General features: G+C 62.5%; 13 protein-coding genes. 8 read left to right on the top strand and 5 right to left on the bottom strand.

Features of this window, described 5'->3' with window-relative positions; genetic code table 11:
- Positions 1-79: 79 nt before the first annotated feature.
- The gene (locus F8R15_RS10755; protein ID WP_253732526.1) at positions 80-889 is read left to right on the top strand and encodes an epimerase; all 810 of its coding nucleotides are present in this window, start codon (positions 80-82) and stop codon (positions 887-889) included.
- On the opposite strand, the gene F8R15_RS10750 is transcribed toward F8R15_RS10755, so the two are convergent.
- From F8R15_RS10750 to leuC, 5 genes are all read right to left on the bottom strand, one after another.
- Complete coding sequence (locus tag F8R15_RS10750) at positions 853-1875, bottom strand: endonuclease/exonuclease/phosphatase family protein (RefSeq protein WP_253732524.1); 1023 nt, start codon at positions 1873-1875, stop codon at positions 853-855. The genes F8R15_RS10755 and F8R15_RS10750 overlap by 37 nt on opposite strands.
- A gap of 11 nt (positions 1876-1886) precedes the next feature.
- Positions 1887-2714, bottom strand: a complete 828-nt coding sequence (locus F8R15_RS10745; RefSeq protein ID WP_143594777.1) for a hypothetical protein — start codon at positions 2712-2714, stop codon at positions 1887-1889.
- A 272-nt stretch (positions 2715-2986) separates the two neighbouring features.
- Positions 2987-3499 (bottom strand): HdeD family acid-resistance protein, encoded by a 513-nt coding sequence (locus tag F8R15_RS10740; RefSeq protein WP_078522647.1) that lies wholly within the window; start codon positions 3497-3499, stop codon positions 2987-2989.
- 125 nt (positions 3500-3624) lie between these two features.
- Positions 3625-4230, bottom strand: coding sequence for a 3-isopropylmalate dehydratase small subunit (leuD, locus tag F8R15_RS10735; RefSeq protein ID WP_078522648.1), 606 nt, complete (start codon positions 4228-4230; stop codon positions 3625-3627).
- 12 nt (positions 4231-4242) lie between these two features.
- Positions 4243-5664, bottom strand: coding sequence for a 3-isopropylmalate dehydratase large subunit (leuC, locus tag F8R15_RS10730; RefSeq protein WP_078541511.1), 1422 nt, complete (start codon positions 5662-5664; stop codon positions 4243-4245).
- Between the two features lie 266 nt (positions 5665-5930).
- On the opposite strand from leuC, the gene F8R15_RS10725 reads away from it, so the two are divergent.
- The 7 genes from F8R15_RS10725 to F8R15_RS10695 all read left to right on the top strand — a co-directional run bounded on the left by F8R15_RS10725 (position 5931) and on the right by F8R15_RS10695 (position 13230).
- On the top strand, positions 5931-7286 hold the full coding sequence (locus F8R15_RS10725; RefSeq protein ID WP_152844567.1) for a mechanosensitive ion channel family protein: 1356 nt from the start codon (positions 5931-5933) through the stop codon (positions 7284-7286).
- Between the two features lie 132 nt (positions 7287-7418).
- Positions 7419-7781: a ribosome silencing factor gene (gene rsfS / locus F8R15_RS10720; RefSeq protein WP_075776745.1), complete on the top strand. Its 363-nt coding sequence runs from the start codon at positions 7419-7421 to the stop codon at positions 7779-7781.
- A 10-nt stretch (positions 7782-7791) separates the two neighbouring features.
- On the top strand, positions 7792-8259 hold the full coding sequence (gene rlmH, locus F8R15_RS10715) for a 23S rRNA (pseudouridine(1915)-N(3))-methyltransferase RlmH (RefSeq protein ID WP_078522651.1): 468 nt from the start codon (positions 7792-7794) through the stop codon (positions 8257-8259).
- A 97-nt stretch (positions 8260-8356) separates the two neighbouring features.
- Positions 8357-9076 (top strand): class I SAM-dependent methyltransferase, encoded by a 720-nt coding sequence (locus F8R15_RS10710; protein WP_152844566.1) that lies wholly within the window; start codon positions 8357-8359, stop codon positions 9074-9076.
- A 70-nt stretch (positions 9077-9146) separates the two neighbouring features.
- Positions 9147-10670, top strand: a complete 1524-nt coding sequence (gene gpmI / locus F8R15_RS10705; protein WP_078570617.1) for a 2,3-bisphosphoglycerate-independent phosphoglycerate mutase — start codon at positions 9147-9149, stop codon at positions 10668-10670.
- Positions 10667-11812 (top strand): murein hydrolase activator EnvC, encoded by a 1146-nt coding sequence (locus F8R15_RS10700; RefSeq protein WP_078541506.1) that lies wholly within the window; start codon positions 10667-10669, stop codon positions 11810-11812. Before gpmI ends, F8R15_RS10700 begins: the two co-directional genes overlap by 4 nt.
- Positions 11813-11814: 2 nt before the next feature.
- Positions 11815-13230 (top strand): S41 family peptidase, encoded by a 1416-nt coding sequence (locus F8R15_RS10695; protein ID WP_152844565.1) that lies wholly within the window; start codon positions 11815-11817, stop codon positions 13228-13230.
- Positions 13231-13252: the final 22 nt, after the last annotated feature.

The raw sequence follows: 13252 nt of genomic DNA, 5'->3' as shown, positions 1-13252 counted from the left end.
CGGTTTGTTCGGATCTGCTGCGGCACGGTCCTTCAGGGCCGCTGGCTGGGACGTCGATCGCTATCGCCGGGGCACCGACATGGCTATCGCAGCGCGCGGCGCGCGGTGGATCGTGAATGCGATGAACCCGCCGAACTACCACGACTGGGCGAACCAGATCCCCCAGATCACCAAGCAGGTTCTAGCCGCGTCGCGCGACAGCGGAGCCTCGGTGATGGTGCCGGGCAATGTCTATGTCTACGGGCGCGAGCCGTCTCCGTGGAGTGCTTCGACCCCGCATCACGCCTGCACCCGCAAGGGCAAGATCCGCGCCGAGATGGAGGCGCGCTACCGCGCCCATGCCGAAGAGGGCCGTTCGGTCGTGATCCTGCGCGGCGGCGATTTCCTGAATGCCGAGTCGCCCGACACGCTGATGAACCGGGTGATGTTGAAGGATTTGCGCAAGGGCAAGATCACCGCGCTCGGCAAGCCGGATGCGCAGCGCGTCTATGCCGATCTCGAGGATATGACACGGATCGCCGTGCAACTGGCCGAAACCGAAGATCACACGCCCGGTCTGCTCGACCTCGGTTTTCCCGGCACGCGGTTCTCTGCGCGCGAACTGGCCGAGGAATTCTCGAGTCAGATGGGGCGCGACATCTCGATCAAGAAATTCCCATGGACGGCGCTGCTGCTTGCCTCACCCGCATGGGAGCTGGCGCGCGAGCTGCGCGAAATGCGCTATTTGTTCGACATGAGCCACGAGATCGACGGCACCGATTTCCACGCGCGCTTCCCGGAATTCACGCCGAAGACGCTGCAGCGCGTGGTGTTCGAACATCTCTATATCCGGGGCCTCAAGGTCGTACCAGATCAGGGCAACGCGATGTCGAGCCACACCATCTTGTGACGCGAGGCGGCTGCGGCCGCCGTCGCCAAGGGCGCGCCCGGCTTCGGCCAGACGACGCCCGCCCCTGTCACTTTCAGATCGGTCGACGGCAAAACATAGTCGAGCCGCAGATTGCCCGGCCCGTCGTAATCGGCGGTATCGAGGCCCGGATCGCCTTCATGCATGGGATCGGCGGCCAGCCTCGCGCCGTTACTGCGCGGCAGCGGGTCTTGCAGATGCGGGCCGTTCAGCAGCAGATCGAGCGCATCGCGCCGTCCCTCCCCGTCTTTCGGATCGAGATTGGCGTCGCCCAGCAGGATCACCGGCCCTTCGGGCGGCAGCGCTTCGAGCTCCCCATCCAGATACCGGAGCCAAAAGGCGCTTTCGTCACGATTGCGGCGTCCGTTGCGATCTTCCGGCCCATCGAAAACCGGCGGTGTCGCGGCGAAGGCCAGAAGATGCAGCGGCTCGCCCGAAGGCAGTTGGAGCGGCACATCCCAATGCGCGGTGGAGCTGAGACGTTGAACAGACAAAGCCTCCGGCGACAGCTCCGCCCCTGCGCTTTGCCCGTCGGGCAGGTCCTTCCACAGCATCTTGGAGAAATCGCGCACCCGGTCTGCCTCGATCGGGTAGCGCGACAGAAGCGCCAGACCGCCCTGCCCCGGAAACCGCCCGTAGCCTTGGGCATCGCGCGCTTCACCAAGTTTGCCGTTTCCGTCTAGGTCGGCCCCGCTCGGCCAGCCGCTATTGGGGCGCGGCGCGAAAAGATGCGGATAGGGCTGTGCGAAAGTCTCATTCAGCGCGGCCAGCGCCTGCCCGTCATGGTCCCAGTCGATCCCGGTCAGCAAAAGCACGTCCGGCGCGATCGCATCGACGATGCGAGTCACAGCCGCGACCTGCGCCGTGTCACTGCGGATATCTTTCAGCAAAAGCCCCGGACCCCGGCGGGACAGACCGGCATCCCATGTCGCCACGCGCAGGCTCTCTGCCGCGGCGGGCAGCGCCAAGAACGCCGCGATCAGGCCGGCAAGTAGTCGCTCGCCCCGGAAGCGAGACGCTTGTTTTCGATCATTTGCGCCACCCGCGCCAGCGCGATGCCGCGCATGAACAGGCTTGCGGGAAGGAAGGCCCATGCCGTCACCATCCAGATCATCGTGTGGGGCACTTCCAGCGTCACGATCACGAAACTGACCGAGACGAGTTTGAGCACCGCTGGAATAAGGAAGGGCAAAAGGAAGCCCAGCGCAATGTTGAACCAGGAATCTCGGCGCAGACGCTCGACCACGTCGCCGCCTGCGGTCGGGTCGAAAGTCGGCAGATTGACCCAGACGTTGAATTTCGTATGCGCCTGCGGCCAGCCCATGATCCGCATGACAATGACGAAATAACCAAGGGTCAGCAGCGAGATCAGATAGGCCATCCCCGCAGCGGTGCGCACCAGCGCGACCTGATGCAGTGAGGCATCCGCCGGCAGCGCGAGTTGCAGCAGGCGAACGGGGCTGTAAGGCACATCGATGGAGCCTGCGACGGTGGTGCCCAGAACCTCGATCAACCGGGTCAGGGTCGAAGCGTGATATTGCGACTGCACCGCCAGCGAGAGCAGCAGCACCGTCAGGAACAGCGACATGAAGCGGATGCGGTTGAAGGGCGGCGCATCGCGAAACTCGATCAGACCGGGATAAACGGAAGCATATTCGAAAAGGGTCAGCGCGAAACCGAACAGCGCCATAAGCGCCACGATCTGTGCGGTGTCACTGCTGGTATCGGGCAGAATGAGCGCGGGGGTGCAGATCACCACTGCGACGAGGATCGCGCGAACAAGCGCCCCTGAGAGACGTGAGAACACAGTTACCCTACCCTTCCCTGCGGTCGGATGCGGTACATTGCCGATCCTTTTACCCGCAAGACGCGTGCCGACTGTGGCGCGCTGCCTCAAACTTGCCATGATTTTGCCCAAGTTCCCGATCCAAGCAAATAGTGTTTTCAGACTCTGTGCCGCATTAAGGCATTTTCTTGGAAGACCTGGTGCGACATTGCATCAACAAAGGTGCAAAAATGTGGCAACCTAGGAGGCGAAACCATATTTTGTGGATCAAGGGCTTAGCGCCTCAAAAACCCTCAGGAGTCGCGATTGGCAAAGCCAAGTGCGGCAAGCCCGACACCATCCGCCAGCAACTGGATTCCTAGCAATAGTCCAAGGATTTGCGTCGCGATCTGATCGAACGCAGAGAAGATCAGCACGCCGATCAGGATCGAAACCGCGCCCGACAGGACCAGCATCCACCGCAGACGCGGTCCGGCAAGGCGCAGACCGATGAGCAAGCGCAGCGCGCCCATCAGCAGGAAGAGCACGCCGACCACCGCCGCGAGCGACACCGTGCCGGACATCGGATCCGCCATCAGCCAGACGCCTACGACGATGTTGAGAAGGGCGATCAGCGCGTGCCACGCCCGATGCGCCCCGTCGCGGTCGTTGAAAGCGAGCCACGCCTGCACGACCCCGGCGATCAGGAACAAGATGCCGACGAAGGTGGTCAGGGCCAGCGAGGTCGCGAAGGGATTCGTAATGGCCGCAACGCCGAGAACGATCAGCACGAGGCCGGTCACCAGAAACAGGGTCGAAACGCGCATCGCATCATCCTCTCGATCTACGTCAAATGATGAACCCTACCATGGGCGACGGGTTCCCGCGCCCCCTCTCATGTAAAAAGCCGCCCCGGTCGGAGCGGCTTTTCACTTCGCGATGGCATCTTGGGTTACACCCAGGGACGCGCCTGATGCATCTGCGTCTCGAACGTGTCGATGGCCGCGGCCTTCTCCAGCGTCAGGCCGATATCGTCGAGACCTTCGAGCAGGCAGTGCTTCTTGAACGCATCGACGTCGAACTTGATCGTCTCGCCTTCCGAAGTCGTGATCTCCTGGTTCTCGAGATCCACGGTCATCCGTGCGTTCGAGCCCTTCTCGGCATCCTTCATCAGCATGTCGACCTGCTCCTGCGGAAGCACGATCGGCAGCATCCCGTTCTTGAACGAGTTGTTGTAGAAGATGTCGGCGAAGGAAGTCGAAACGATCACCTTGATACCGAAATCGGCCAGCGCCCACGGGGCGTGCTCACGCGAGGAGCCGCAGCCGAAGTTGTCGCCGACCACGAGGATCTGCGCTTCGCGATATTGCGGCTTGTTAAGCACGAAGTCGGGGTTCTCGTTGCCCTGACGGTCATAGCGCATCTCGTCGAACGCATGCACGCCGAGCCCGGTGCGCTTGATGGTTTTTAGGAAGCCCTTGGGGATGATCATATCGGTGTCGATATTGACCAGCGGCATGGGGGCGGCGATCCCGGTAACTTTTTCGAACTTTTCCATTCTCGTCGCTCCTTACGCGTCTTCCAGTTCCATCAGCTTGCGCACATCGGTCAGATGACCGGTGACAGCAGCTGCGGCGGCCATGGCCGGGCTCATCAGATGGGTGCGGCCCTTGTAGCCCTGACGCCCTTCGAAGTTGCGGTTCGAGGTCGACGCGCAACGCTCACCCTCGGCCAGCTGGTCGGGGTTCATCGCGAGACACATCGAGCAGCCCGCCATGCGCCATTCGAAACCGGCATCGAGGAAGATCTTGTCCAGACCTTCTTCCTCCGCCTGCGCGCGCACGAGACCCGAGCCCGGCACGACCATCGCGCGGACGCCATCGGCCAGCTTGCGGCCTTTGACGACTTCGGCGGCGGCGCGCAGATCCTCGATCCGGCCGTTGGTGCACGACCCGATGAAGACCACGTCGATCTTGATGTCGGTCAGCTTGGTGCCAGCTTCGAGGCCCATGTAATCGAGCGCACGCTTGGCCGCTTCGACCTTGCCGCCTTTGAAGTCTTCCGGCGCCGGAACGGAGCCCGAGATCGGCAGCACGTCCTCGGGCGAGGTGCCCCAGGTCACGACGGGTTCGATCTCTTCGGCCTTGATGGTGACGACCTTGTCGAAATGCGCACCCTCATCGGTGTAGAGCTGCTTCCACCAATGCAGAGCCGCTTCCCATTGCGCGCCTTTCGGAGCATGGGCCCGGCCTTTGACATACTCGAACGTCTTCTCGTCCGGGGCGATCAGGCCCGCGCGTGCGCCGCCTTCGATCGCCATGTTGCAGACGGTCATGCGGCCTTCCATCGACAGATCGCGGATCGCTTCGCCGCAATATTCGATGACGTGGCCGGTGCCGCCGGCGGTGCCGGTCGCACCGATGACCGACAGCGTGATGTCCTTGGCGGTGACGCCTGGACGCAGCTTGCCGGTGATCTCGACCTTCATGTTCTTCGACTTCGACTGGATCAGCGTCTGGGTGGCCAGAACGTGCTCAACTTCCGAGGTGCCGATGCCATGGGCGAGCGCGCCGAACGCGCCATGCGTCGCGGTGTGGCTATCGCCGCAGACGACGGTCATGCCCGGCAGGGTCCAGCCCTGTTCGGGGCCGACGATGTGGACGATGCCCTGACGCACGTCGGAGACCGGGTAATAGTTCACCCCGAAATCCTTGGCGTTCTTGTCGAGCGCGTCGACCTGAATCCGGCTTTCCTCGTTCTCGATCCCCTTGGCGCGGTCGAGCGTGGTCGGCACGTTGTGATCCGGAACGGCGATGGTTTTCTCCGGCGCACGCACCTTGCGGCCCGCGATGCGCAGCCCTTCGAAGGCTTGCGGCGAGGTCACTTCGTGGACGAGGTGACGGTCGATATAGAGCAGGCTGGTGCCGTCTTCGTCTTCGGACACGACATGCGCGTCCCAGATCTTGTCATAGAGGGTCTTCGGAGCAGACATGGCTCTCACTTTCTTTGGATGGCTGGCCTAAAAACGGCCGTTTGTCAGACATGGGACAGCAGGCGCAGATATGCGCCCGCGGGCGCAGAGCATCAAAGTCGTGCCAGCACCGAGCGGCTTTCGCCGTAGAAGCGCTCGCGGAGGCGGGCGCGGTCATCCATGTCGAAAACGAGTGTCATGGGGCGCTAAATACGGCGAATCCGTCTCTGAGGCAATCGAAGAGTCCGTGTTTGGACTGATCGCAAAACCGGGCTAACGTCATTTTCATGGATTTCGCGAATGGAGACATCGTCAAGATATTGGCTTCGATCTGGGCGCAGATCGAAATCTTCCTCAATTCGATCGTGCTGCCCTCGCGGCTTTGGCAGTTCGGGATCATCGCGGCATGTTTCGCGCTGGCCCATCTCGGGCGGATCTGGCTTGCGCCGAAAGTCGACGACTGGGGGCGAAGGCGCGAGCTTTCGACCCGCCAGCTGCGCCTGCTGATCCTGTTCCGGCAACGCGTGCGCGGCTTCCTCTTCATTCTTCTCGCCTGGGCGTCGGTCTTCGTGCTCGAGGCGACCAAGGGATTCTATTCCTGGCGCTTCCTCGTGGTTCTGGTGGCAACGCTGGTCACGGCGTGGCTGGTCGTGGGCCTCGTCGCGCGACTGATCCGCAACGCGCTTCTGCGCCGCATCGTGCGTTGGGGCGCGTGGATCTGGGTGACGCTCTATTATCTCGGGCTGTGGGACGAGACCGTGCGGCTGTTGAACGGGACGGCGGTCGAATTCGGGGATTTCCGGATCACAGCCTACGGCGTTCTCAAGGCGCTGGTGCTGACGACGATCCTTCTGTCGGTCGCGCGGATCATCTCGGGGCAGACCTCGGTGCGGCTGCGCACCAACGAGGATATCAGCCCCTCGATGTCGGAGCTGGTCATCAAGGTGATGCAGGTTCTGCTCTATGGCGCGGCGCTGTTCATCGGGATCAAGGCGGTGGGCTTCGACCTGACCGGGCTTGCCGTTCTGTCCGGTGCGATCGGCGTGGGCCTCGGCTTCGGTCTGCAGAAGGTCGTGTCGAACCTCGTCTCGGGCGTGATCATCCTGCTCGATAAATCGATCAAACCCGGCGACGTGATCAGCCTTGGCGAGACCTTCGGCTGGATCAATTCGCTGGGCGCGCGCTATGTCTCTGTCGTTACGCGCGACGGCAAGGAATACCTGATCCCGAACGAGGACCTGATCACCGGGCAGGTGGTCAACTGGTCCCATTCCAACGAATTCGTGCGGATCGACCTGCCCTTCGGCACCTCCTATCACGATGACCCGCACGTGGTGCGCAAGCTGGCGGTGGAAGCCGCGCAATCGGTGACCCGCGTTTTGAAGAACCGTCCGACCGTGTGTCACGTGACCGGGTTCGGGGACAGTTCGGTCGACTATCTCCTGCGGTTCTGGATCACGGACCCCGTCGAAGGGCTGACGAACGTGCGCGGGCAGGTCTTTCTCGCACTGTGGGATACGTTCAAGGCGAACGGCATTTCGATCCCGTTCCCGCAGCGCGAAGTGCGTTTGCTCGAAGGTTCGCAACTGGACTTGCAACCCGGGCCGGAAACGCATAGCGAAAATTCGCCGCATGAAAATTGAAATTGAACCTTCGGGATGCTATTTTCGGAGGACGTCCAGCGCCGGGGCCATTTCGGTGCGTAACATCTGGAGGACCATGTCCTGTCTCATCTTTCCATCGTGCCGAGTGATGCCGGCACAAAGGCAGCGGCCATGAATACACGGGCCGTCAATGCCGAAGCGACGAGCGAAGAAATCCTCGCGCGCGTCATCTCTTCCCTCGAAGACGACAAGGCCGAAGACATCGTGACCATCGACCTGCGCGGTCGGTCCTCGATCGGTGACTACATGGTTGTCTGTTCCGGGCGCAGCACGCGTCAGGTCAGCGCCATCGCCGAGAACCTGACCGAGCGGCTGAAGCACGAGTTCGACCGGGCTTGCAAAGTTGAGGGGAAGGATCAGGGCGACTGGGTGCTGATCGACAGCTCCGACGTCATCGTTCACGTCTTCCGCCCGGAAGTGCGCGAGTTCTATCAGCTGGAAAAGATGTGGATGCCTGCGGGCGCCCCCGTCTGAGTTCGGCTGCATGAAGATCACGATCTGCGCGGTGGGCCGCTTGCGCAAGGGGCCCGAACGCGAGCTGATCGACGACTACCTGAAACGCTTCGAGAAATCCGGGCGCGCCTTCGGGCTCGGCCCGGCTTCCGTCGTTGAAGTCGAAGACAAGAAGGGTCTGGGGCAGGGCGCGGAGGCGGATCTGCTGAGCCGCGCAATCCCCGACGGATCGGTGATCGTCACGCTCGACGAACGCGGCAGCCTGATCTCATCGCCCGAATTTGCCACGAAGCTGCAAGGCTGGCGCGATCAGGCGCGCGATGTGGCTTTCGTGATCGGCGGCGCAGATGGGATCGATCCGTCCCTGCGCAGCCGCGCCGAGTTCTCGATCTCTTTTGGCAAGATGGTCTGGCCGCATATGCTGGCCCGCGTCATGCTGACCGAGCAGATCTACCGCGCCGGACAGATCATCGCCGGCACCCCCTATCACCGCGTCTGATCAGCACATCTTTAGATTGTGCAGTTTTCAATAGCTTGCGCCGCGTCTCCGCGACGTTACGCTGCGCTCGAAAACAATGCCCAGCAGGTCAGGCTCCATGAATACACTTCGCGACATGAATATTTCCGGCGCGTCCATTTCGCGCGAGGCGATGATGCTGATGGGCTTCCAGCGCACGCGCCAGATTTCCGGCACCGCGCGCAAGGCCTGGGAAGCCGGCGACAGGGGGCCCGCGCTGGAAGAAGTCGAGGCCCGCAACGAGGAGATTTTCCGGGGGGCGCTCGCCGAGGTCTTCACCGAGTATCTTCCGCTGCGAAAGGCGCTTGAGGAAACCGGTCGCCGCCCGACTCATGTGATCGACATCGGTTGCGGGCAGGGGCTCAACGACGCGCTGCTGGTCAAGGATTTCGACTGTGCCATAACCTTGATCGATATCGAGGAAACCCCGGAGCAATACCATTTCTGGAGCGATACCGGTGCGGGCTATGCCTCGCTCGACGCCGCGGCGGCGTTTCTACGCGACAATGGCGCCCATGCGGTCGAGACGCTCAACCCGGTCAAGCAGCCTGATGCTCTGGAGGGGGTCACGGGCGATCTCGTCACCAGCCTGATTTCCTGCGGTTTCCATTACCCGATCGGCGACTATCTCGACCTTATGATGCGGGTGATCCGGGATGGCGGCGCGGTCGTGCTGGACCTGCGTCGGCGCTACATGAACAAGCCAGACGCGGCGCTCTCGTCGCTGTTCGAGGCGACGCGACAGACCGAAATCCTCAGCTACGAGAAGAAAGCCCGGCGGATCATGTTCCAGGCCTGAGCCGCAAACGCCCCCGGTTGCCGCGACGGCTTGCGAGGCGTATGAGGGAGCAACAGATTAGGAGGCCGCCATGACCCGTCCGAAACCCGTCGTCCTGTGCATTCTCGATGGCTTTGGCGAGCGAAAGGAGCGCGAAGGAAACGCGCCCCTGCTGGCCGATACCCCGAACCTCGACCGCGTTCTGTGGAACAACCCGGCGAAATCGACGCTGGTGACCTTCGGCCCCGATGTCGGGCTGCCGAGCGGTCAGATGGGCAATTCCGAGGTCGGTCACACCAATATCGGCGCAGGTCGGGTGGTGGCGATGGATCTGGGCCAGATCGATCTGGCGATCGAGGATGGTTCTTTCTTCAAGAACGAGGCGATCCTCTCCTTCATCGACACGATGAAAGAGAGCGGCGGGCGCGCGCATCTGATGGGCGTCATCTCGGACGGTGGCGTGCATGGTCATATCGAACATACGCTCGCTGCGGCGAAGATGGTCTCAGAGGCGGGAGTGCCGGTGCTGATCCACGCGATCACCGACGGGCGCGATGTGGCACCCGATAGCGCGAAGTCCTTCGTCTCCGATCTCTGCGACCGACTGCCCGAAGGCTGCACGGTCGTCACGGTAGATGGCCGCTATTACGCGATGGACCGCGACAACCGCTGGGAGCGCGTGGGCCTTGCCTATGACGCGATGATCAACGGCAAAGGGCAGGGGGCCGACACCCCTGTCGCGGCCGTCGAAGCCAGCTACGACAAGAAGGAAATGGACGAGTTCATCAAGCCCACCGTGATCGGAGATTACGATGGTGCGAAGGATGGCGACGGCTTCTTCTGTCTCAATTTCCGCGCCGACCGAGCCCGTGAAATCCTGCGCGCGATCGGCGAGCCGGACTTCTCGGAATTCGAGACCGGCCCGCGTCCGAAATGGGCGGCGATGCTGGGGATGGTCGAGTATTCCGACAAGCATAACGCCTACATGAAGACCGCCTATCCGAAGCGCGAGATCGTCAATACGCTCGGCGAATGGATTTCGAAACAAGGACTTAGCCAGTTCCACCTGGCCGAGACCGAAAAATATCCACATGTGACCTTCTTCCTCAACGGCGGCAAGGAAGAGCCGTGGGAAGGCGAAGACCGCTACATGCCGAAATCGCCCAAGGTCGCGACCTATGACCTGCAGCCCGAGATGAGCGCACCGGAAGTCACCGACAAATTCGTCGAGGCGATCGAAACCGGCTACGACCTGATCATCGTGAACTACGCCAATCCCGATATGGTCGGCCATACCGGCTCGCTGGAAGCCGCGATCGCTGCGGTGGAAGAGATCGATCACGATATCGGCCGCGTCGTCGAGGCGCTGGAGGCTGCGGGCGGCGCGATGATCATCACCGCCGATCACGGCAATTGCGAAACCATGATCGATCCGGAAACCGGCGGACCGCATACCGCGCATACCACGAACCTCGTGCCGGTCTCACTGGTCGGCGGACCCGAGGGCGCCAAGCTGCGCGAAGGAAGGCTTGCGGATCTCGCGCCGACGCTGCTGGAGCTGATGCAGATCGAGCAGCCCGAGGAAATGACCGGAAAGAGCCTGATCGTATCGTGATCCGCGCCGCACTCGCAGCTCTTCTGATCTCGGCCGGGCCGCTTTGGGCGGAAGGATCGGGCGACGCCGCTCTCAAGGCCTCGGCCGATCTGCGCAAAGCGATCACCGCGCTCGATGCTGCGCAGTCGAAATCGGATCGCATCGCGGCGCTGACGAAAACGATCCACGCCTATGAGCAAGGGCTGAGCGCGCTACGCGACGGCTTGCGCCGGGCCGCGATCCGAGAGCGCGAGATCAAGCAGGGGTTCGACGCGAAACGCGAAGAGCTTGGCGGGCTACTGGCCGTGATGTCGACGATGCAGCAATCCGACGGGCCGCTTTTGCTGCTGCATCCCTCGGGCCCCGAAGGCTCGGCCCGCTCGGGGATGGTGCTGTCTTCGGTCGCGCCGGCCTTGCAGGAAGAGGCGCAGAAGCTGAGCGTCCACCTCGAGGAGATCGCGACCCTGCGCAAGCTGCAGGAAAACGCGCGCGAGACGCTGGAAGCTGGGATGGTTTCGGTGACCAAGGCGCGCACCGCGCTGTCCGAGGCGATCTCGGAACGCCGCGAAAAACTCCCGCAGCGCTATCTCGAAGAACCCGAGGAGCTGACCGCGCTGGTGCAAAGCGCCGACACGCTCGAAGGCTTCGCGACGGGCCTGAGCGACATGGAAAACGATATCGGCCCGCCGCGCGGCGATTTCGCGGGCGCGAAAGGCACGCTGAATCTGCCGGTGATCGGCTCGGTTCTGCGGAGCTTCAACGAGCCCGATGCGGCAGGGATCAAACGTCCCGGCCTCGTGATCGCAAGTGAGCCGGGCTCTCTGGTCACAACGCCCTGGGCTGCGACAATTCGCTACCGTGGTCCGTTGCTCGACTACGGAAATGTGATGGTTCTCGAACCCGCAGATGGATATCTTCTGGTTCTTGCGGGCCTCGGAACCGTCTATGGTGAGGTCGGAGACGTGCTGCCAAAGGGCACGCCCATTGGTTTGATGGGCGGAATTCAGCCGGGAGCGAAGGAATTCGGCAAGGAATTCGTGCAGGCGGCGACAGATGGCGCTGGTGCAGATCGCAGCGAGACGCTTTATTTGGAACTGAGAGAGGGCGGTAAGCCCGTGGACCCGACGCCGTGGTTCATCCAGACAAAAGACGACAAGGGTTGAGTATGAAAAAGTTCATGATGGCAGCGGTTGGCGGCACGCTCGCGGGGGCGCTTTTGTCCACGCAAGTCGCGGCGCCGCTGATGGCCGAAGAAACGAAACGCAACGAGACCGTCTACCAGCAGCTGGACCTGTTCGGCGACATTTTCGAGAAAATTCGCCAGGACTATGTTGAGCCGGTGGATAGCAAGAAGCTGATCGAAGCCGCAATCAACGGCATGCTCAGCTCGCTCGATCCGCATTCCAGCTACCTGCCGCCCTCCGACTACAGCGACATGCGCGTGCAGACGCGCGGCTCCTTCGGCGGTCTCGGCATCGAGGTCACGCAGGAAGACGGCTTCGTGAAGGTGGTTTCGCCGATGGACGGCACGCCTGCGGCCGAGGCTGGCATCAAGTCCGGCGATTTCATCACCGCGGTCGATGGCGAATCCCTGATGGGGATCCCGCTCGATCAGGCGGTGGACAAGATGCGCGGGCCGGTCGGCTCGGACATCACCGTCACCATTGTCCGCGAAGGCGAGCAGGATCCGTTCGACGTCACGCTGACCCGCGACACGATCAAGCTGACCGCCGTGAAGGGGCGCCATGACGGCGATACCGTCATCCTGCGCATCACCACGTTCAACGATCAGACCTTCCCGAACCTCGAATCCTCGATCAAGGAGCAGGTCAAGGAAGTCGGCGGCATGGATAAGGTCGATGGCTTCATCGTCGATCTGCGCAACAACCCCGGCGGTCTGCTGACGCAGGCGATCAAGACGGCGGATGCGTTCCTCGACAAGGGCGAGATCGTCTCCACCCGCGGTCGGAACCCGCAGGATAGCGAGCGTTTCAACGCGACCGCAGGCGATATGGCCGACGGGAAGCCGATCGTCGTGCTGATCAACGGTGGCTCGGCCTCGGCGTCGGAAATCGTGACCGGTGCGCTGCAGGATCATCACCGCGCGATCGTCGTCGGCACCAAGAGCTTCGGTAAAGGCTCGGTCCAGACGGTCATGCCGATCCAGGGCGAGGGCGCGATGCGTCTGACCACCGCGCGCTACTACACGCCGTCGGGTCGCTCGATCCAGTCGCTGGGCATCGCCCCCGACGTGGTCGTGCCGCAGCCCGATCAGCCGAAATCCGAGGATAAAGCGGCTGCCGAAGGCGACAACGCCCGCAAGATGACCTCCGAGGCCGATCTGAAGGGTGCGATCACCAACGACTCGATGACCGAGGACGAGAAGCAGCAAGCCGAGGACGAGCGCGCGAAAGCCGAAGAGGCCGCGAAGCGCCGGATGGAAGATTTCCAGATGTCCTACGCGATCGACCTGATCAAAGGCCTCTCGGCCATCGCCCCCGAGACGCAGGCTGACACCGCCTCGACGCAGAAGGCCGAAGCGCCGAGCGCCGATGGCAAATCCGACACGCAGCAGAATTGAGGGAAGGGGCCTTCGGGCCCCT

It is taken from the genome of Thioclava sp. JE_KL1, assembly GCF_009296265.1.
Taxonomy (GTDB): domain Bacteria; phylum Pseudomonadota; class Alphaproteobacteria; order Rhodobacterales; family Rhodobacteraceae; genus Thioclava.
This window is presented reverse-complemented; position numbering and strand designations above follow the sequence as displayed.